The sequence below is a fragment of the Flavobacterium urocaniciphilum genome, assembly GCF_900110615.1.
GTDB classification, from domain to species: Bacteria; Bacteroidota; Bacteroidia; order Flavobacteriales; family Flavobacteriaceae; genus Flavobacterium; species Flavobacterium urocaniciphilum.
The window spans coordinates 16,541-37,159 of record NZ_FOEI01000006.1 but is presented as its reverse complement, the minus strand read 5'-3'; the positions used below and the strand labels follow the sequence as shown (position 1 = coordinate 37,159).

Annotated in this window: 21 protein-coding genes; all 21 read left to right on the top strand. The window is 29.9% G+C overall.

The window, feature by feature from the left end:
* The first annotated feature begins 46 nt into the window (after nucleotides 1-46).
* The 21 genes from xerA (at nucleotide 47) to BMY86_RS10410 (ending at nucleotide 20,493) form a co-directional block, all read left to right on the top strand.
* Nucleotides 47-1,090 (top strand): site-specific tyrosine recombinase/integron integrase, encoded by a 1,044-nt coding sequence (gene xerA, locus BMY86_RS10510; RefSeq protein WP_091468854.1) that lies wholly within the window; start codon nucleotides 47-49, stop codon nucleotides 1,088-1,090.
* A gap of 119 nt (nucleotides 1,091-1,209) precedes the next feature.
* Entirely contained in the window at nucleotides 1,210-1,815 is a 606-nt protein-coding gene (locus tag BMY86_RS10505; protein WP_143065643.1) for a hypothetical protein, read from the top strand.
* 184 nt (nucleotides 1,816-1,999) lie between these two features.
* Nucleotides 2,000-2,479: a hypothetical protein gene (locus tag BMY86_RS10500; protein ID WP_091468799.1), complete on the top strand. Its 480-nt coding sequence runs from the start codon at nucleotides 2,000-2,002 to the stop codon at nucleotides 2,477-2,479.
* A 320-nt stretch (nucleotides 2,480-2,799) separates the two neighbouring features.
* On the top strand, nucleotides 2,800-3,126 hold the full coding sequence (locus BMY86_RS10495) for a helix-turn-helix domain-containing protein (RefSeq protein ID WP_091468849.1): 327 nt from the start codon (nucleotides 2,800-2,802) through the stop codon (nucleotides 3,124-3,126).
* A gap of 1 nt (nucleotide 3,127) precedes the next feature.
* Nucleotides 3,128-5,137 carry an AlwI family type II restriction endonuclease gene (locus BMY86_RS10490; RefSeq protein WP_091468846.1) on the top strand — a complete coding sequence of 670 codons (2,010 nt, stop codon included), beginning with the start codon at nucleotides 3,128-3,130 and terminating at the stop codon, nucleotides 5,135-5,137.
* On the top strand, nucleotides 5,137-5,934 hold the full coding sequence (locus BMY86_RS10485) for a DNA-methyltransferase (protein WP_091469173.1): 798 nt from the start codon (nucleotides 5,137-5,139) through the stop codon (nucleotides 5,932-5,934). Before BMY86_RS10490 ends, BMY86_RS10485 begins: the two co-directional genes overlap by 1 nt.
* A complete protein-coding gene (locus BMY86_RS10480) occupies nucleotides 5,927-6,733 on the top strand; it encodes a DNA-methyltransferase (protein ID WP_091468842.1) in 807 nt (268 codons plus the stop codon). Before BMY86_RS10485 ends, BMY86_RS10480 begins: the two co-directional genes overlap by 8 nt.
* 308 nt (nucleotides 6,734-7,041) lie before the next feature.
* A complete protein-coding gene (locus BMY86_RS10475) occupies nucleotides 7,042-8,442 on the top strand; it encodes a gluzincin family metallopeptidase (protein WP_091468839.1) in 1,401 nt (466 codons plus the stop codon).
* A 377-nt stretch (nucleotides 8,443-8,819) separates the two neighbouring features.
* A complete protein-coding gene (locus tag BMY86_RS10470; protein WP_143065646.1) occupies nucleotides 8,820-10,223 on the top strand; it encodes a hypothetical protein in 1,404 nt (467 codons plus the stop codon).
* On the top strand, nucleotides 10,177-10,665 hold the full coding sequence (locus BMY86_RS10465; protein ID WP_143065645.1) for a hypothetical protein: 489 nt from the start codon (nucleotides 10,177-10,179) through the stop codon (nucleotides 10,663-10,665). Before BMY86_RS10470 ends, BMY86_RS10465 begins: the two co-directional genes overlap by 47 nt.
* 193 nt (nucleotides 10,666-10,858) lie before the next feature.
* Complete coding sequence (locus tag BMY86_RS10460; protein WP_091468829.1) at nucleotides 10,859-11,266, top strand: hypothetical protein; 408 nt, start codon at nucleotides 10,859-10,861, stop codon at nucleotides 11,264-11,266.
* A gap of 161 nt (nucleotides 11,267-11,427) precedes the next feature.
* Nucleotides 11,428-13,068, top strand: a complete 1,641-nt coding sequence (locus tag BMY86_RS10455; protein WP_091468827.1) for a S41 family peptidase — start codon at nucleotides 11,428-11,430, stop codon at nucleotides 13,066-13,068.
* Nucleotides 13,069-13,205: 137 nt separating this feature from the next.
* Nucleotides 13,206-13,634, top strand: coding sequence for a hypothetical protein (locus BMY86_RS10450; protein ID WP_091468823.1), 429 nt, complete (start codon nucleotides 13,206-13,208; stop codon nucleotides 13,632-13,634).
* Between the two features lie 158 nt (nucleotides 13,635-13,792).
* Nucleotides 13,793-14,320, top strand: coding sequence for a hypothetical protein (locus BMY86_RS10445; protein WP_091468820.1), 528 nt, complete (start codon nucleotides 13,793-13,795; stop codon nucleotides 14,318-14,320).
* A 144-nt stretch (nucleotides 14,321-14,464) separates the two neighbouring features.
* Complete coding sequence (locus tag BMY86_RS10440) at nucleotides 14,465-15,262, top strand: cation diffusion facilitator family transporter (RefSeq protein ID WP_091468817.1); 798 nt, start codon at nucleotides 14,465-14,467, stop codon at nucleotides 15,260-15,262.
* A gap of 162 nt (nucleotides 15,263-15,424) precedes the next feature.
* On the top strand, nucleotides 15,425-16,192 hold the full coding sequence (locus tag BMY86_RS10435) for a hypothetical protein (protein WP_143065644.1): 768 nt from the start codon (nucleotides 15,425-15,427) through the stop codon (nucleotides 16,190-16,192).
* Between the two features lie 163 nt (nucleotides 16,193-16,355).
* Complete coding sequence (locus tag BMY86_RS10430; protein ID WP_091468809.1) at nucleotides 16,356-16,895, top strand: hypothetical protein; 540 nt, start codon at nucleotides 16,356-16,358, stop codon at nucleotides 16,893-16,895.
* Between the two features lie 161 nt (nucleotides 16,896-17,056).
* The gene (locus tag BMY86_RS10425) at nucleotides 17,057-18,355 is read left to right on the top strand and encodes an AbiH family protein (protein WP_091468806.1); all 1,299 of its coding nucleotides are present in this window, start codon (nucleotides 17,057-17,059) and stop codon (nucleotides 18,353-18,355) included.
* 159 nt (nucleotides 18,356-18,514) lie between these two features.
* Nucleotides 18,515-19,120 (top strand): hypothetical protein, encoded by a 606-nt coding sequence (locus BMY86_RS10420; protein ID WP_143065643.1) that lies wholly within the window; start codon nucleotides 18,515-18,517, stop codon nucleotides 19,118-19,120.
* A 184-nt stretch (nucleotides 19,121-19,304) separates the two neighbouring features.
* Nucleotides 19,305-19,784, top strand: a complete 480-nt coding sequence (locus BMY86_RS10415; RefSeq protein ID WP_091468799.1) for a hypothetical protein — start codon at nucleotides 19,305-19,307, stop codon at nucleotides 19,782-19,784.
* A gap of 169 nt (nucleotides 19,785-19,953) precedes the next feature.
* Nucleotides 19,954-20,493: a hypothetical protein gene (locus BMY86_RS10410; protein ID WP_091468796.1), complete on the top strand. Its 540-nt coding sequence runs from the start codon at nucleotides 19,954-19,956 to the stop codon at nucleotides 20,491-20,493.
* Nucleotides 20,494-20,619 lie beyond the last annotated feature (126 nt).

Below are 20,619 nucleotides of genomic sequence, written 5' to 3'. Positions count from 1 at the left end.
GTTTTAAAAAATATACTTATATTCGTTGTATTATAAGCCATTACATATGAATTGGAAAGCCAAAGCCATTCTCCATAAAAATACACCTAGAATAGCTGTATATTTTGAGAAAAACGACAGATTGATTGCACGCATTAGAACATTCCATGATGCCCGTTGGAGTAATAGTCATAAATACTGGCACTTACCCGATAACGATGAAAACAGACTTCATTTTAAAATTCCTTTAGCCCATACTTTAGTTCCAAATGAAGAAGGAATTAAAAGTTTAGTAGTCTTTAAAAACTATTTATTATCCAAACGCTATAGTCAGAATACCGTTGCTACTTATTGTGAAGCGTTGAAATCCTTTTTGACATTTTTCAACTCAAAATCGGTAAAAGAAATTACCAATGATGATGTTATTTTGTACAATACTGATTACATTTTAAAAAACAAGCTCTCTAGCTCCTATCAAAATCAGATTGTAAATGCTATAAAATTATTTTTTAAAATAGTTAAAGAAAGTTCCATCGATATAGAAAAAATTCATCGACCAAAAAGAGAGAAGAAACTTCCGAATGTTTTAAGCAAGGAAGAAGTAAAACAAATAATTAGTTCACCGATAAACTTTAAACATCGTGTAATGTTGAGTTTGATATATTCTTGCGGATTACGTTGTGGTGAATTATTAACCTTACAACCTCAACATATTGATTCGAAAAGAAACATCATTTTAATTAAACAAGCCAAGGGTAAAAAAGACAGAATTGTTCCTTTAAGCCCAAAAATATTAGAATTACTTAGAGAATATTATAAGCTTTACAAACCAAAAGTTTATTTATTTGAAGGACAACAACCAGGTAATCGATACGAAGCAAGAAGTTTACAGCAAGTATTAAAAAATGCATTACAAAAAACAGAGATAACAAAGCCTGTTACTTTACATTGGTTACGACATAGTTATGCTACTCATTTATTAGAAAGCGGAACCGATTTAAGATACATTCAGGAATTATTAGGACACAATAGTAGCAAAACCACAGAAATATACACACATGTTAGTACAAAAAGTATACAACAAATTAAGAGTCCATTTGATGATTTGTAAGAAAATTTAATTAAATTTGAAAAAGCAACAAAACTTCGTTTATCCACCCATTTTTTGGTGAATTAGAGAAACAATGTTGCGTATATAAACAAGTTATGAGCAATATAACAAAACATACTTTGAAAAAGATAATCTTATACATATTTTTAATTATTGGATTGAATGGTTTTTCACAAGAAAGCAATCAATTGATAAAACTATTAACAGAAAAATTTCCCGTTAAAGAATCTTTCGTTGCAGATGGAATTTGGATATATCATTCTGAATTTAACAAACCGAAAAAACTTGAAATGCCATTTATTCAAAGTAATTTAACTAATTATGAACTTTACTCTGTAAAAATTACTAATTATTTAGACTATCATGTAAATGATTGTGATTGTTTAATATTGTTTGACAAATCCAAAAACACAATAAATTTTGCGCCACCACTTTGGTATAGTGGTTTAGAAAAAGATTTCTATAAAAACTTTATTGGCATAAAATTCAAAGATATATCAGAAATTGAGAAGTTTGTTAAAGAATTTCAAAGCATTATATTATACGGAACAAATGAAACAATTGACAATACATCAATTAATTCTGAAAACGTGACATTTGATATGTTTAGAGTTGTTGAAAATGGAGCCTATAGAAAAATTAAAATTGTATTTGATAAAATGGATTTAAAAGAAATAATAGACCTGAACCCTGAAACTTTAGAAATTCATGATATAATAAAGTAAATACTGCTCATAACAGCGGTTTGGCTCAATAGCTACATTCATCTTTAAAATCACGTTCGATTTTCCGCTGGAAAATCTTATCTTAGCAAGAAAATAATCGTTTCACGCAGCCGCTACTGCGCCAAGCCGCGGAACGTTATGTGTAATTTTAGAAAGACGAAATAGTTTTAAAACACAATCCAAAATGAAATTTATATATACATTTTTAATTTTAACTTTTTCTATTAGTTTGACTTTTGCATGTTCTTGTTCAAAAGTGGGAATATTAAAAGGACAAAATAAATCTGACTTTGTTTTTACTGGAAAAGTAGTCGAAATAAAAGAAATAATAACAAAAGAAAAACTTACTGATACTGAAAAAATTGTCGATTATAAACGATATGAATTTATTTTTGAAATTAAACACATTCATAAAAGAAAGAAAGGATTTAACTATTCAGAAAGAATTACAATAATTACAACTGGTGGTGGAACAGATTGTGGAAATAAATTTGATTTAAATAAAGAATATTTAGTTTATGCATTTAATCAACAAAATAAAATTGGTTGGGGAATTGAAGATCAAAAAGCAGAAAAAGAATTTATGTCAACTAATCTTTGTACAAGAACTAAGCGTGTGAGTTTTTTCACATTTTGGGAACAGTTAATTCTTGAATTGACATAAAAACTACACATAACAGCGGTTTGGCACAATAGCTACTAATCAATAAATAACAACGTTCGATTTTCCGCTGGAAAATCTTATCTTAGCAAGAAATAATCGTTCCACGCAGCCGCTACTGCGCCAAGCCGCGGAACGTTATGCCTCACCCTAAACCCACCGCACATTCAAGCACATTTGGTTTTCCAACCACACAAATCCAAAGTTAAAAACCAAAAGAGCTTGAATTTTCCCAACACTCGAAAAAAGAACTTCAAAACATTGGACAAACGAAACATTATTATTATTTTTGTCAAAATCGTCAAGATTTAAAATTCAAGACAATGGAAGCAAATTTTGGAGAATACATCAGAAAATTAAGAACCGAAAACGGTTTGACTCTTACTCAACTAGGTGCAAAACTTGGCATTGACTCAGGTGCATTGAGCAAGATTGAAACAGGTAAAAAAGAGTTTGACGAAAAGTGTTTAGACAACTTGGCAAACGCTTTTAACCTTAATATTGATAAACTTAAAGTCGAATATTTTGGCGACCAATTCGCTAAAAAAATGTACGCTTATAATTGCTCAACAGAAACACTTATTGTTGCGGAAGAAAAAGTAAATTATCTGAAAAATATAAACGCAAAACAAGGCGAATTGGAATTTTAATATGAGTGAGTACAAAAAAATAACGGCAAATAGTGGCTTAATTTCATTAGGCAACACGGGAGCAAGATTAAGCGACCCGAGAGCAACTTATGTCAAAATTTTGAACGCTCTTGTTGAGTTCAGAAAACAAAATAAAAATTGGGAAACAGAAGACCAAGCAGATTTTGGAAAACTTTTAGGCGAATTTGAAATTTTTGACATTAAAACAGACAACAAAGTTAGTTCTGACAAAGATGTAAGAGTAAAAACAGGTTTTATTTCACAGTTAGGTTTTACAACTGATGAGCGAATTATTACAAACGCAGGAATAGAATTATTGACAAATTCTTTAAATTTTGAAACTAACGAATTTGATATTTCAAAGGAAAGTTTTACTTATCTAAAGCAATTCTTGAAATACCAACAAAATGATTTTGAAATCTTTCCTTTACTTTCACTAATCTACGCTATCATTGAATTTGACAACGAATTACCGATTGATTTTGTCACATATGTTTGGTCAGGTTCACAAACAAAAAAAGAGCTGATTGACAACATAAAAAACTACAAAAAACATTCGGACTATAAAGAAACTGTTTATCAATCTGCACTTAATTCAGAGAATACAAAAATTGTAGCAAAAAATGCTACGCATTTTTTTGCCACTCATGATATTGCTGATAAAAAGGAGCTGAAAGAACTTTTGTATGCTATTCTTCCGCACGGAAAAGGCAACACATTTAAAGATAAAACGATTACCCTTTTTCACGATATTTATTCTTATTGGTTGAATAAAGAAATTTGGAATGAAACAAAAAAAAGAAAGTTCATCCAAGACAAATTAAAATCAAGACACAAAGATATTTCGAGCAAAAAACCGAGTTATTATTTAGAAAGTTTGTTTGACACAACAGCTTTAAACAACTCGTCTGATTGGAAAAAAATCATTAATTTTTTTGAAAATACATCTTTGATTTCTTCGGAAGATGAAGAAAGTTTTGTTGTAAATTTCCACATCTTATATATGTTCATCAAAAAACTTTCTCTTTGTGAGGAGTATAGAGATTTGAACACAAGACATTTAAAGTTGCTTGATATTTTCGTTTTTGAATACGGAAAGTTAAAACTGGACCTCGTTTTTTGGTACTTATTCAAATCTGTAAAAGATGATTTGCTAAAAGCAAAACCACTTCCACAAAACGAATACAGAATAAAGTTAGAAGCAAGTCAAAGCAATATAGGAGATATTTATGATTTCTTAAAAATCAATGTTACTGAACTTTCTAAACAAATCGCAACTGATTTTCCAGAGGTTAAGAACCTTGGTTTACAAAACTTTGCTTTAAAGAAAAAAGAAGAACGCTTATTAGAATTGGTAAATACTGTTTTCACAAAAGAAAACATCATCAAGATTTTTGAAAATATTTACCCGAGAAAAGACGACCAAATTCGTAAACTTATCAAAGAATGGTATCAAGATTATGAAGCTACTATTCCAGCATTATTTGAGTATCTACTGGGAATTTCTTTTTATTGGCTTTCTGAAAAGCAAGTTAGAATTTCCGATATTCTCAATTCGGGATTAGACGCTAATCTTTTACCAAAAACACATACCGCAGGAGGACAAGCCGATATTGTTGTGCGTTGCCAAGATAAAGATTACTTGATTGAAGCAACTTTGAGCGACAATGACGGACAGCGTAAAATGGAAGCTGAACCTGTTCCACGACATTTAGCAAAACACATTTTAGAAGTCAATCCAAATAGTTTAGCATTATTTGTTGCAGGGCAACTTGACCGTAATAATTTGGTTGTGTTACGTAATTATAAATATTCACCCTGGTATTATTCTGATGAAGATAGTGTTGAAACAATGAACATACTTCCTTTATCAGTTTCAAACATGATTTACTTGTTGAAGCACGAAACGGATTTCAATAAACTTGAAAATAAGTTCGAAACTGTTTTGAATTCAGAAACCAAAGACGGTTTTAAATGGTACACAAACGAAATAAACCCAATATTTTCATAATGGAATTAAATAAAATTTATAATGGAGATTGCATTGAAGTTATCAATAAAAACATTGATGAAAGTTCCGTGCATTTAATTTTTGCCGACCCACCTTACAATCTTTCGGGAAATTCTTTGAACCTCGAAAATAATAAAACAGGCGGAGCATTTTACAAAGTAAATGAAGATTGGGACACGTTTAATTATGATGATTATGTGAAGTTTACAGCCGATTGGTTAAAAGCAAGTCATAGAATTTTGACACCAAACGGAAGTCTTTATATTTCTTGCACACAGCACAACATCGGAGAAATTTTGGTTGAAGCTAAAAAACTTGGCTTTAAACTCAATAATATTTTGACTTGGTACAAAGTAAACGCAATGCCAAATATTACAAAACGAACTTACACACATTCAACGGAATTTGTTTGTTGGTTTGTAAAAGGCAAAAATTGGGTTTTCAATTATGATGAAGTTAAAAAATTCAACCCTAACAAAACAAAAGAAGGAAAAGATAAGCAAATGCGTGATTTTCTTGATTTTATAGAACTTCCAATCGTTCAAGGAAAAGAAAGATTACGAGGCGAAAATGGTCGTGCTTTGCACCCAACACAAAAACCCGAAAGATTATTGGAGTTGATTATCAAAGCATCTTCCAATGAAAAAGATATTGTACTTGACCCATTTTTTGGGACAGGAACAACGGGTTTTGTTGCAAAGAAATTAAAAAGAAATTGGATTGGAATAGAAAATAATTCTGACTATTTAAAAATAGCAGATGAACGTTTAACCCCAAAAAAGAAAGAATATGTCTGATATAAGATTACAACTTGGAAACTGCGTTGAACTCCTGAAAAAATTACCTTCGGGAAGTGTCAATCAAATTTTTGCTGACCCACCTTATAATTTATCGGGTGCAACTTTTCAAACCGTTCAAAGCGGAAAAATGGTTACTTGTGATAAAGGAGATTGGGACGTAATTGACGACATTCACGAGTTTAACGAAACTTGGGTAAAAGAATGTATCCGAGTTTTAGCAGATGACGGAACAATTTGGATTTCGGGAACTTTACACAACCACCCATCAATCGGAGTTATTTTGAAAAAATTAAACTTGTGGATTATCAATGATGTAATTTGGTTTAAACGAAATGCAGCACCTTTATTGTCAAAAAATCGTCTTGCACCATCAACGGAGTTGATTTGGATTGCGAGTAAAACGAAAAAATACTTTTTCGATTACGAAACCGCAAAAATGATAAATGGAGGAAAACAAATGCGAAACCTGTGGGAAATAAACGCAGAGCGACACAAAACTTCGCATCCAACAGAAAAACCTGAAACACTTTTAGAAAGAATTATTTTGCTTGGTAGTAAGCAAGGCGACACAATTCTTGACCCATTTACAGGAAGTGGAACGACAGGAGTTGTAGCTAAAAAATTAAAAAGAAATTTTATCGGTTTTGAAATCAGTCCAGAATATTATGAAATAGCACAAAATAGAATTAACGGAACGAGCGTAAACGGAAAAGCCGTTTATTCTGAAAAGTTGCTAAAACAAGATGAGCAATTAAGGTTCTTTTTAGAGGAAAAAGCTGAATATGGACTAACTTAACCCAACACAATTGGTAGCACATTTGCTGTTTTCTAAACCCACAAGCCAAACATAAAACAGCAAAAGAGCTACCAAGCCAACGCACCAAAACAGGCACGAAATGATAACAAACACGACAGAAAATAAGGGCGAAGGCATAACAGCAGTTTGGCAAAATGGCGGATTCAGTGCTAAATTGAACATTTGGTTTTCAAATAAACATTAGTGCTAAATTGAAAGTAAGTGCTTCTAAAACCGCCACTTCGCCAAGCTGCAAAACGTTGGTGGCAATTTAACCGAACTACGTACAAAATTTAACATTACAACAAATGAAAAAACTATTTACAATTATCCTGAGTTTAGGAATTTCTTTTTTGACATTCGCTCAAGAAAATGCACCAAAAATTAAAGGTAAGGTAAAAATTTCCATTATTGAAGGAACTTTTGATTGTGATTTAACGATAAGTAATATTCCAACATTAGAAGACTATTTAATCCGATTAAATTCAGGAATGAATTTATTACACATTAAAAGTAAAAAACCAAACGATTTTGTACTTGGTTTTAATAAATCAGAAAAAGATTCTACTTCTACTGGTGAAAGTATAGCATATTATTTTCCTGATAATACAGGGAAAGGAAAATTTTTACCAAAAGAGTTACAATTTAGATATGTAGGTAAATTTCCTGTTGCAACAGATACAATTAGTAATTATTCAAAAGAAGATTGGAAAGGTAATATTGCATTTAACGGTTATTCTGTAAGAACAGATGGTTCTCAAAGTGCTTGGTATCCTTATTTATACGATGCGAAAAAAGATATTTCTTATGAAGAAATGTACTATGACATTGAAATAGAATGTATTGATTGTTCCACCATTTATATGAATGGTAACAAACCTGTTAAATCGAAAAAAACAACTTTGAAAAGTGAACAACCATATGAATTAGCTCTGTTTTGCGGGAAATATGATTTTATAGATGATGGAAATTTAATATTATTAAATCCAACATTTGCAGAAGATAACATTAACGATTTCTCGCAAATGGTTTCAAAATATAAACAGTATTATGAAAAAAAATTAAAAATTAAGTTTACAGAACCACCAATTTTCATAAATACTACTCCAACAGCACCTAAATATGGTTGGCTTTTTGTTTCATATCCAACAATTATGGGAATTGGATATGGTAATGACGGTATTGGTGCACTTTTCGACAAAAAGAAAGATTGGTATAAGCAATATATTGCTCATGAACTTGGTCATTATTATTTTGGAACATATAAGGTTTTAAATTCAGAACTAGGCGATATGATGTCCGAAGGTTTTACAGAATACTTGTCTTTAAAATTAGTAGAAGAACTTCAAGGCAAAGAATTTTATAACAAAAAAATAGAAGAAAAAATCAAATTTTTAAGTGATTTTAATACTATTCCAATCTCAAAAATAAAATCTATCAGTGAAATTGAAGATAGAGAAACTTTTGTTTATGATTATGCTTCAATGATGTTTATAGCAATTGAGAAAGAAATAGGAATGAAAAAAATGTGGGAATGGATTGGTAATATTTTGAACACTAAAACTGATTTTACTAATTACGATTATTTATTAGCGACTTTAAGAAACACATTAAATGATAATAAAAAAACACATGAAATAATTGAAAAATATTTTAACAATATAAACTCAACAGAAAACGTGCTTAACAAAGTGAAAGAGAAAAAATAAACTGCCACCAACCGCCGTTTGCCAATATGGCGGGTTTTGGGCTTTATTTTAAGTTGATTTTGTACTTGGAACATTAGTCATTAACCGAAAGCTTAGACTTTCTTAATCCGCCACATCGCCAAGCGGCCAAACGTTACCTGCAAGTGTATGACAATATCACGCAGAAATTAACGTTTGAATATTAACTAAATTTAATAAATATGATTAAAAATTTGTTCAAAATCGGGCTTTTAATAGCCATTTTACTTAATTATTCTTGTGAAAAGGATAATGAAGTAATAGAAAAAGTAAATTCTCAAAGCATAACCAGCGGCATGGTTAAAAGGGAATTTAGTGGAGATTCTATAGTTCTCCAAAATCCTTACTCATTATCAAATATGAGAAAATCTTTATCAACATTAAAAGAGAAAAATCCTAATTCAACATTTTCGGATTTAAAAAACTTTAAAATAGAAGCATCCCATGCTTATATAAAGTTTAAACCTAGAACTGCTGAAGAAGAAGCAGTTTTAAAAAGTGATTCTACTCTTTTTCTATTTAACTATAGATTAGATTGTGAATATAAAGAAGGTTTTTTAGAGAACAGAAAGGCTACTAATGACACTATCCCAGATTATTATACTGCTATTTCTATAGATAAAATTATACCTAATGTTCCTTTTGAAATAATAGATGAATTATATATTCCCGAACAAGATAGTTATTTTAACGATACTACAGAAAATGAAAAGTATTTAATAAATTATCAAATAAATAACAAAACTGACTTATTTAACCATTTAATATTTGACGCATTTGTTAATACTGGTAATGAAGACGAAGTTTTAGAAGAAGGTTCAACTGAATCCCAACGATGGTTTTTTGGAAAACGTTGGAGACCAGCTGGTACAATTCGTATTTGGGATAATTGTAAAGTTGGTGAATTTGTCCCATTAGAAGGTGCTAAAATACTTATGAGGCAATGGTTTACAATTGATAGTGGCATAACCAATTCTAGTGGCTATTTTTCAACAGGTCATGTTCGTGGTCATGCTAGATATATTATTCAATGGGAAAGATACCAATATAGTATTAGAACTGGAAACTTTGGTCAAGCAGAATTACGAGGACCAAAGTTAAAAAAACAAAATTGGAATAAAGATATTCAAGGTGGAAGCGACCAATTTCATGGTCACATACATAGAGCTGCTCATCATTACTATTATAAAAACATCAAAAGTTTAAGAAGACCTCCTGAAAATGGCACATGGAAACCTCAAATGAAAATTGGAGCTTTTAACGAACCTAACAATGAAATTAATGGTGATTACAGATGCTCCGTTAGGTTCATGGGTATCCTACCATCTATTAGGATATATAATCCTGATAATACTAGTTGTAACACCTATGCAACAACTATTCACGAGCTAGCCCATGCTTCACATTTTAATATGAAAAAGACAGATTTTAGAGATAGTGAAAAAATTGTAAAAGAATCTTGGGCTAGAGGTGTTGAATGGGAATTAACAAGGATGACTTATCCAACATATACTGCTTGGTTTGGAAGAAAAAAAGGAGGTTCAACTGAACCATCTTCTTTTTATACTGGTGTCGTACCAGATATGATTGATGGCATAAGCAGTTCTAGTAGTTATGACCAAGTTAGTGGTTATACTATTAGACAAATTGAAGATGCTTTACAAGGAAAAAGAAATTGGAATATATGGAGAGACAACATTAAAAATTTACATAACAATGCTACAGAAAACAACTTGGACGCACTATTTGATTATTGGAATTAGTGTATTATTATTATCTTCTATTATATCTTGTGATAAAGGAGAAGTAGATGAACGTCATACCGCAACTTTTATTTATAAAAATAACAGTGGTAAGAATTTAATCATGAAAGTTTTTAATACATCTATTGGTATTAGTGAAGAATACTCTATTGATGTTGATGAGTCAAAACCCATAATTTGCAAGGGAAATCCAAATACAGCACCTTTTTTCTCTGTCGACAATAGTTTAATAGGTGATTCTTTAGTTATTATTTTTGAAGACAATAAATGTATAACTTTTACAAGGGAAATTAATGATGGCATTGTAGCTAATGAAGGTACTGGTTTATTTAATATACAAAACTACGATGATTATAGTATTGAAACTGTAAATAAGAAAAATTATACACTGAATTACACAATTAATACAGGACACTATAATACTGCAACTAATTGTGATTAATTATAAAAAGAAATTTTGTTATTTAACACCAGCAGGTAACCGCAGTTTGTAGCAATAGCGGCTTTCGGGCATAACTGAAAGTCGCTTTTGTACTTGTAATGCTTCGTGTTTAACCAAAAATTTAGGTGTATTTAACCGCTACTGCAACAAGCTGCAAACCGTTAGGTGCAACTTTACCAAACAAAACTCAAAAATGACATTCAATAATTTAAAAGTAGAAAAAATAGAATTATTCGATTCAAATGAGGGTGAAATCACTTTTACAAATCAAAATGGAAAGCAAATTGAAGCCTTTTTTTGGGGAGAAAAATTTGAAATTGAAAAAAGATATTTAGTCGAATTTTCTTCACTTGACTATCCTTTAGATTGGAGTGTTATTTTTTCCGAAAATAAACAAAATTTAAAAAGTTTGATACCTGAAAATAGACTTTGCTCCTATTTAGCTTATGGACAAATTAAATCTATAAATCCAACTATCGTTGATTTTGGAGATATTGTAATGGAAATTAACTTACCAACAAACGATGAGAAAGTTATTGGGGAATATATTTATTGGAAAATAGATAGACTTGACATACTAAATATAAAAAGCTGCACCTAACAGCGGTTTGGCACAATAGCTACTAATCAATAAATACAACGTTCGATTTTCCGCTGGAAAATCGAACTTAACAAGAAAATAATCGTTCACGCAGGCGCTACTGCGCCAAGCCGCGGAACGTTGGCAGAAATATTCCCTTAAAAAACGAAAAATCAAAAGCAGTGAAAAAAATCATTCTAATATTTATTTTAATTGGATCGCAATTTGGATTTTCTCAAGAACTAAAAGAAATTGAAAAGTTATCAAGTTTATGCAAAACTTGGGGATTTCTAAAATACTATCATCCAAATGTATCCAAAGGAGATTATAATTGGGATGAGCAATTGCTAATTATTCTACCTAAAGTTGCACAAGCTAAAAACAGAGAAGAACTATCTAAAGTATATCTGGATTGGATAGAAAATTTAGGAACAGTTAAAGTTTGTAAAACTTGTAATGAATTAAGCGATCAAAAATATTTTGACAAAAATTTCGACCTTTCTTGGACACAAAGCACTGAATTATTTACAAATGAACTTACTATTAAGCTAAAATATATTGAAAACAATAGATTTCAAGGCAATAGTTATTATGTTACTTCTACTAAAATTGGGAATATAGAAATTAAAAATGAACCTAAATATGACAATTTTGAATTTCCAAATGAAAATTATCGATTATTAAGCTTATTTAAGTTTTGGAATACAGTAGAGTATTTTTATCCATATAAATACCTAACAAATCAAAATTGGAATGAAGTTTTAAATGAAATGATTCCGAAATTTATAAGTGCTAAAAACGCAACTGAATACCATTTAGCTATGCTTGAAGTAGTCGTTAAACTTGATGATAGTCATGGTGTTTTTAAAACAAAATTTACAACGGAATATTTTGGAACCAAGTTTATTCCTGCAAAATTGAAAATAATGGATGATAAAGCAATCGTAACTGGGTTTTATAACGATTCATTATCTAAAATTAATGATTTAAGAATTGGAGACATCATTGAAAAAGTTAATGAAAAAAGCATAAAAGATATTCTTAATGAAAAATTAAAATATATTACTGGTTCTAATCTTAATAGCAAATTAAGGGGTGCATATTATACTATTGCTAATGGAAATACCGATAGTTTAGCAATATCTGTAAATCGCAATGGTAAATTATATGATAAAATAATTTATCGCTACCCTTTTGATTTGATTTTCAAAAAAAATATTAAAAATGAAAAATATAAAATATTAGAGAATAATATTGGATATATTGATATGGCAGCTTTAGATTTGAAAGATGTTGACGAAACAATGAAAAAATTAGAAAACACAAAAGCTATAATTATAGATATTAGGAACTATCCTAATTTTATACCCTATTCCATTGCAAACTATCTTAATTCAGAAAAAAAACCTTTTGCTAAAACAAATATTCCAGATTTAAAATATCCTGGGAAATTTATATGGAAAGAATATGCTACCGCTGGGAAAAATAATAAAGAATATTTTAAAGGCAAAGTTGTTTTGCTCGTAAATGAAGAAACTCAAAGTAGAGCTGAATATTCTGTAATGTGTTTGCAAACAGCAAATAATGCGATAACAATTGGTAGTCAAACCGCTGGTGCTGATGGCAATATAAGTTATATTGAATTTATTGGTGGGTATAAATCATTAATGTCAGGTACTGGAATATATTATCCAGACGGAACAATTACACAAAGAAAAGGAGTTAAAGTAGATATAGAAATACATCCAACAACAAAAGGGATCCAAGAAGGAATAGACGAGGTATTAGAAAAGGCAATTGAAATAATTAGGGCAGAAAAATAAATACTTCTGCCAACACACGTTTTGCCGCATTTGGGTTTTAGTGGAATTACCGTAAACCAAGAAATAAACTTTTAACAGAAATAATCTGCTACCAACTCCCAAACGCAGCAAAGCGCGGGAACGTTACAAGCAACCTTATGACAAACTTTCGTATAATTATAGTGTTAGCATTTTTAACTTTCATCAGTTGTCAGAAAGATAATTTTATAGTTCTTAAACAAAATAATGACACAATTGAAATCAAACGAATAGTTCTTAACCGCCACAAAAATCCAAAAGGCTATGTAGAAAATTTTTATCTTGAACTTAAAGATTATTCTAAAATAAAAAAAGAGTTTATATCTGAATTCCAATTATTTATTAATGACAGTGTGTATAGTGCTCAAGGAATTAAATTTGCATTTTCTAGAGATGAAATTATAAAGGACTTTTATTTTACTTACGACAATCATACAAATCTAATCAATCTTGATACGGTTGATAATGCCGAAATGTTCTCAATTGGTCCGGGAAAAAGAAACTTCAACAATATGAATTGGGTGAAAACTGAATTGGTTATTGATTAAAGGCAGCTTGTAACAGCGGTTTGGCACAATAGCTACTTTTATCTTAGCTACAAGCCTATTTTCCACAAGGAAATATTATCTTAGCAAGAAAATAATCGTTCACGCAGCCGCTACTGCGCCAAGCCGCGGAACGTTAGCCGTCATTTTAAAGAAACTTCATGAAATTTACATTAGTCATTTTTCTTTTAACTTTTCTTCAAGGTTTTTCTCAACAAAATTTGGAAAAATGCTCACTTGAAAAAGATAATCTTGAATTTGTTTTAAAAATAAAAAATGAAAATAGTCTTGCTAATAAATTAGAATTAATAACTAATAAAATTTATCGAGATACTATTTACAAACCTGACTCTACATATTTCAAAAATCGTGGTTATTTTGACAATGAATATCTTGACAATTTGAACAATAAATGTGGAAAAAAGGTTTTGCTTTTTGTGTTTTATAAAAAGGGAAAAAAAATGGTTCAAATTGATCCATTGTTATTTAAAGAAAACCAAATTGTCTTTGAAAATATGAACGTATCTAATATTGAGAGAATTTATTTTTTTGAAAAAAATGGACAATCTCAAGCAATATTCGGAACATTTGCTAGTGAAGGTGTTGTTGTAATTTATACTAATGATAGAAAAATAAAAAAGCTAATAAATAAAATAAAAACGTCGGCTAACAGCGGTTTGGCACAATAGCTACAAATCAATAAAAAACACGTTCGATTTTCCGCTGAAAAATCTTATATTAGCAAGAAATAATCGTTCCACGAAGTCGCTACTGCGCCAAGCCGCGGAACGTTAGCAGTAATGGTAGGACGACCCAACCGACAATAATAAATAATGCAAAAAACGACATTTAAAATATCAAAAATGGACTGCCCATCCGAAGAACAAATGATACGGATGAAACTTGCCGACTTGACAAATATCAACTCGTTGGACTTTGATATTGCAAACAGACAATTGACCGTTTTTCATACAGACAACCACGACCAAATTTTTCAGCGACTTGACAATTTAAAATTTGACACCTCACTTATTGACAGCGTTACGACTGACAATTATACTTCAACAAGCGATAACACAAGCCGAGAAAGAAAATTGCTTTGGCAAGTTTTGGCTATCAACTTTTTCTTTTTTGCACTGGAAATTACGACAGGTTTTATTTCAAACTCAATGGGACTTGTTGCCGACAGTTTAGATATGCTTGCTGACAGCATTGTTTACGGACTTGCACTTTTTGCGGTTGGTGGGACAATGACACGAAAAAAGAACATTGCAAAATCGGCAGGTTACTTTCAATTGACACTTGCAATTTTTGGGTTTATAGAAGTTATCAGACGATTTATTGGACTTGAAACTGTTCCTGCATTTCAGACAATGATTATTATTTCAATTCTTGCACTTATTGGAAACGGACTGTGTTTGTATTTACTGCAAAAAAGTAAAAGCAAGGAAGCACATATGCAAGCAAGTATGATTTTTACATCTAATGACGTAATTGTAAATCTTGGAGTAATTGTTGCAGGCGGACTTGTTTACTTGACAAACTCAAAATATCCAGACCTTATCATTGGGACAATTGTATTTTTTATCGTTGGACAAGGAGCATTTAAAATATTAAAACTTTCAAAATGACAGACGAAAGAAGAACCACTACTGCTAACAGCCGTTTGCCGCAATGGGGGCTGACTTGGTTAAATCAAGTGCAGTGCTTTTATCAACATTTGTGCTTGGTTGACAGTGAAGTGCTCCGAAATCCCCCACTGCGGCAAGCGGCAAAACGTTATGCGTAATATTATGAAACAACTGCATTCAGACATTACTTTTAATGAAACCCATAAACGTATTGGAGAAAAAATAAATTCTCATCTAAAAAAATTAGATAGATATAAAAAAGATGACAAACAAAAAATCTTGGAGCTTTGTCAAATTGGAAAGTTACTTGGAACTTTTTTCAATGAATTTGAAATTGTTAATGTAACTGAAAAACCAGACTTTATAATATCAAATGGAAATAAAAATATTGGAGTTGAACACGAATTAATTTTAGATACTAAATACAAAGCTGAAGAAGGGTTTTATGAAAATATATGCGAGAAGGTTGAAATGAATCTAAAAAATGATTCTTCATTACCAAACTTTCTTGTAAATCTATATTTAAAAGACAATTTGACTTTTAAAATCAAAGACAAAAATAACTTAATAGAAAAATTCACAGAATTGGTTAAAGAATTTGTGTTGACGGGAAAATTAGCTCCGAACGAATTTGTGAAAAATGCTTATAAAATGAAACATTCACAAAAGAATGTAAATGTAAATTTTGGAGCATATATGCAGCAACACATTACAAAAGATTTGATACTTGAATATATTGCTAAAAAAGAAAAGAAATGTTCATCATATAGACTAAACACAGAATTATCTCAATGGCTGGTATTAGTTATTGGTGGAACTGGTCAAAGTTCGTTTGAAGTGAATGACTTATTTAACATTGAAATCACATCTAACTTTGACAAAATATTTTTATATGAAGACTTTGATAATAATCTTTACGAACTTAAATAAAAATACTACGCATAACAGCGGTTTGGCACAATAGCTTCTACTCAACTTCGGCTGAAAACCCGCTGGATTTTCAACTCGCGTTTTTCATAAGAACTTTTTTTGTAAATTAGCCGCTACTGCGCCAAGCCGCGAAACGTTATAGGCAACCTTTAGAAAACCTTTCATGAAAAGAAATTTACTTTATATTTTTCTCATTTTAATTTTTACAAGCTGTAAAAAAGAAAGTGTTAAAGAAAAAGCAAAATATAAAAATCTATCAACTGAAAAAGCAACTGAAAAAAAGCCGAAAAGAATTGGAGATTATATTTCTGATGAGAAAGATTTTATTTGGACTGCAAAACAAAGTGACACTGCGAGTTATTGGGTTAGAATAATTTTCCAAAAAGAGTTTGCAACTTACCAATTTCACGGTCAATGTTATTATTCGTTTTTTACAAATCATTATCACACTAAAACAGATAAAATTGAATTACTTTGGACATACAAAACAGATTGTTTATTGGACATGAAATTCTTAAAAAATTCAAACGGTGTGAAAAAACATCCAAAAAATGGTGATAGTTTTTGTGAATATACTTTGGTGAATGATTCTGTAATTAAAGTAAAATATAACTTTCCTGAATGGACCAAAAAAATAAACGAAATTGAAAAAGATTCAATCTTTCCAAAATATCTTTACCTTGAAAAAAAAGGCAGCCTATAACAGCGGTTTGCCACAATAGCGACTACTCTACTTCGGTTGAAAATCCGCTGGATTTTCAACTCATAGTTTTCATAAGAACATTTTTTGTAAATTAGCCGCTACTGCGCCAAGCCGCGGAACGTTAGCTGCAAGCATTTCAACAACCATCAGAAAAAATATCAATGAATAGAATTATACTCATAGGAAATGGATTTGATTTAGCTCATAACATTAAAACAAGTTATACTCACTTTATAAATGATTACTGGGAAAAAATAATTCAGAAATTAAGAGATGAAGTTAATGGAAACATTACAACATATCTAAATGTATTTGAAACTGATGAAATTAAAATTGAAAATGTTCCTGGAAATCATTATAATGCAGGTGATTGGGTAACTGGAAATACTTTTGATGAACTTATAAACATTTTGGAAAGACAAAATCTTGAATTGATTTTTAAAAATAAATTTTTAGAAATTCTTACTAAAAAAAATGGAGAAAGAAATTGGGTTGACATTGAAAACGAATATTATAATTTATTAAAAGAAGCTTTTAGAAATGAAAAATGCTCATACAAAATAGCGGAATTAAATAATGATCTAAAACAAATACAAAAATTACTTGAACATTATTTAAGTGAAGTTGAAAAAGAATTTATTGATAATTTTGGAAATGATAGTAACCATATCAAATTGAAAAATAACATTGGTTATAAGATTTATTCTCCTTTTTATTTTAAAGATTTTTCAGAATCTTCAATTAACAATCAGGCTAAAATTGAATTTCAAAAAGTACAAGTAGAAACAAAAACAGATAACAATTCACCTAAGCCAATACCAAGTGAAAAAAGCAAAAGTATAATCTCTCGTATAGGAAGTAATTGCTCATTAAGCGACATTAGAAAATTGCTCATTTCAGATAGTGCAATCAATTATTTTGATTTAATGCCTGAAGAAATTTTATTCTTAAATTTCAATTACACTTTTACAGAAAAAATATATGCTAATCATGCTCAATTCGATTCGTTTGATTCAAACAAAAATTTGATAAAAAAGTATATGCATATTCATGGAACTACTGATAAATATGACCGAAATGATGTAATATTCGGATTCGGAGATGAAATTGATGAAGACTACAAATCTATTGAAAATTTGAATGATAATGATTATCTTGAAAATATTAAATCTATTAAATATCTTGAAACAGATAATTATAAAAACTTGTTAGAGTTTTTGAATAGTGATAATTATCAAATTTTTATATTTGGTCATTCTTGCGGTATTTCTGACAGAACCTTACTAAATACACTTTTCGAACATAAAAATTGTTGCTCAATAAAACCATTTTATCATCAAAAGGACGACAATACTGATAATTATAGAGATATTGTAAAGAATATTTCTAGAAATTTCAATAATAAATCAAGTATGAGAGATAAAGTTGTCAATAAAGAATATTGCAACTCATTATCATAATGCCAGCAGCTAACAGGCGTTTGGCAAGATTGCGAATTTTGTAGTAAATTCACGTTTACATTTCTCAAGAAATTTTATCTTTAACAGAAAATAATCGGTTCCGAAGTTCGCAACCTCGCCAAGCGCCGGAACGTTATGAGCAATATAACAAAACATACTTTGAAAAAGATAATCTTATACATATTTTTAATTATTGGATTGAATGGTTTTTCACAAGAAAGCAATCAATTGATAAAACTATTAACAGAAAAATTTCCCGTTAAAGAATCTTTCGTTGCAGATGGAATTTGGATATATCATTCTGAATTTAACAAACCGAAAAAACTTGAAATGCCATTTATTCAAAGTAATTTAACTAATTATGAACTTTACTCTGTAAAAATTACTAATTATTTAGACTATCATGTAAATGATTGTGATTGTTTAATATTGTTTGACAAATCCAAAAACACAATAAATTTTGCGCCACCACTTTGGTATAGTGGTTTAGAAAAAGATTTCTATAAAAACTTTATTGGCATAAAATTCAAAGATATATCAGAAATTGAGAAGTTTGTTAAAGAATTTCAAAGCATTATATTATACGGAACAAATGAAACAATTGACAATACATCAATTAATTCTGAAAACGTGACATTTGATATGTTTAGAGTTGTTGAAAATGGAGCCTATAGAAAAATTAAAATTGTATTTGATAAAATGGATTTAAAAGAAATAATAGACCTGAACCCTGAAACTTTAGAAATTCATGATATAATAAAGTAAATACTGCTCATAACAGCGGTTTGGCTCAATAGCTACATTCATCTTTAAAATCACGTTCGATTTTCCGCTGGAAAATCTTATCTTAGCAAGAAAATAATCGTTTCACGCAGCCGCTACTGCGCCAAGCCGCGGAACGTTATGTGTAATTTTAGAAAGACGAAATAGTTTTAAAACACAATCCAAAATGAAATTTATATATACATTTTTAATTTTAACTTTTTCTATTAGTTTGACTTTTGCATGTTCTTGTTCAAAAGTGGGAATATTAAAAGGACAAAATAAATCTGACTTTGTTTTTACTGGAAAAGTAGTCGAAATAAAAGAAATAATAACAAAAGAAAAACTTACTGATACTGAAAAAATTGTCGATTATAAACGATATGAATTTATTTTTGAAATTAAACACATTCATAAAAGAAAGAAAGGATTTAACTATTCAGAAAGAATTACAATAATTACAACTGGTGGTGGAACAGATTGTGGAAATAAATTTGATTTAAATAAAGAATATTTAGTTTATGCATTTAATCAACAAAATAAAATTGGTTGGGGAATTGAAGATCAAAAAGCAGAAAAAGAATTTATGTCAACTAATCTTTGTACAAGAACTAAGCGTGTGAGTTTTTTCACATTTTGGGAACAGTTAATTCTTGAATTGACATAAAAACTACACATAACAGCGGTTTGGCACAATAGCTACTAATCAATAAATAACAACGTTCGATTTTCCGCTGGAAAATCTTATCTTAGCAAGAAATAATCGTTCCACGCAGCCGCTACTGCGCCAAGCCGCGGAACGTTATATGCCATTTTAAATAACAACAACTCAAAGAATGATTCACAAGATTAATAAATTTTATACAAGTGAAAATAGAAAAAGAAAACTTAAAGAAAAGTATTTGCTTTCTTATAGTTTTTCTCCTGGGTTTTATGATAAACTTTGCTCAATGAATTTATATATTGATAAAAATTATGATTACGAATTATTCTTATTTTTTCACGAGAAAAATCTAAAAGATTTTTTTACTTCCAATAAATCGGCAAGAATTTTTTTAAACTTAAAATCAAAATTACCATACAAAATCCGAAAAGAAGTCTATGGTTTTTTTGAAAGTGATATAATACTAAAAGAAAACTATTACAATGATAAGAATGTGTTTGGAATTTCTGATAGCAATGAAACAACATTTGACATCAATCATAAAAATGGATATTTTAGTTTAAATATGACATTAGACATACTTGACAAAAATCTATTTCAAAGTAAAAATGAGATTAAATTCTTGAAACTAAACTCGATAATTGAAAAATGGTGTCACAAACTTCGTGATGATTTGATGAAAGAATATGGACATAAAAAAAACGGCATATAACAGCGGTTTGGCACAATAGCTAAATTTATCTTTAATAGTACTTTCGATTTTCCGCTGGAAAATCTTATCTTAGCAAGAAATATTCGTTCCACGCAGCCGCTACTGCGCCAAGCCGCGAAACGTTAG

Coding starts and splice junctions, on each gene's coding strand:
- BMY86_RS10435 (WP_143065644.1), top strand. CDS start 15,425: ATGAAACAACTGCATTCAGACATTACTTTTAATGAAACCCATAAACGT.
- BMY86_RS10415 (WP_091468799.1), top strand. CDS start 19,305: ATGAAATTTATATATACATTTTTAATTTTAACTTTTTCTATTAGTTTG.
- BMY86_RS10440 (WP_091468817.1), top strand. CDS start 14,465: ATGCAAAAAACGACATTTAAAATATCAAAAATGGACTGCCCATCCGAA.
- BMY86_RS10445 (WP_091468820.1), top strand. CDS start 13,793: ATGAAATTTACATTAGTCATTTTTCTTTTAACTTTTCTTCAAGGTTTT.
- BMY86_RS10460 (WP_091468829.1), top strand. CDS start 10,859: ATGACATTCAATAATTTAAAAGTAGAAAAAATAGAATTATTCGATTCA.
- BMY86_RS10495 (WP_091468849.1), top strand. CDS start 2,800: ATGGAAGCAAATTTTGGAGAATACATCAGAAAATTAAGAACCGAAAAC.
- BMY86_RS10465 (WP_143065645.1), top strand. CDS start 10,177: ATGCTACAGAAAACAACTTGGACGCACTATTTGATTATTGGAATTAGT.
- BMY86_RS10475 (WP_091468839.1), top strand. CDS start 7,042: ATGAAAAAACTATTTACAATTATCCTGAGTTTAGGAATTTCTTTTTTG.
- xerA (WP_091468854.1), top strand. CDS start 47: ATGAATTGGAAAGCCAAAGCCATTCTCCATAAAAATACACCTAGAATA.
- BMY86_RS10425 (WP_091468806.1), top strand. CDS start 17,057: ATGAATAGAATTATACTCATAGGAAATGGATTTGATTTAGCTCATAAC.
- BMY86_RS10470 (WP_143065646.1), top strand. CDS start 8,820: ATGAGAAAATCTTTATCAACATTAAAAGAGAAAAATCCTAATTCAACA.
- BMY86_RS10485 (WP_091469173.1), top strand. CDS start 5,137: ATGGAATTAAATAAAATTTATAATGGAGATTGCATTGAAGTTATCAAT.
- BMY86_RS10450 (WP_091468823.1), top strand. CDS start 13,206: ATGACAAACTTTCGTATAATTATAGTGTTAGCATTTTTAACTTTCATC.
- BMY86_RS10410 (WP_091468796.1), top strand. CDS start 19,954: ATGATTCACAAGATTAATAAATTTTATACAAGTGAAAATAGAAAAAGA.
- BMY86_RS10490 (WP_091468846.1), top strand. CDS start 3,128: ATGAGTGAGTACAAAAAAATAACGGCAAATAGTGGCTTAATTTCATTA.
- BMY86_RS10480 (WP_091468842.1), top strand. CDS start 5,927: ATGTCTGATATAAGATTACAACTTGGAAACTGCGTTGAACTCCTGAAA.
- BMY86_RS10430 (WP_091468809.1), top strand. CDS start 16,356: ATGAAAAGAAATTTACTTTATATTTTTCTCATTTTAATTTTTACAAGC.
- BMY86_RS10500 (WP_091468799.1), top strand. CDS start 2,000: ATGAAATTTATATATACATTTTTAATTTTAACTTTTTCTATTAGTTTG.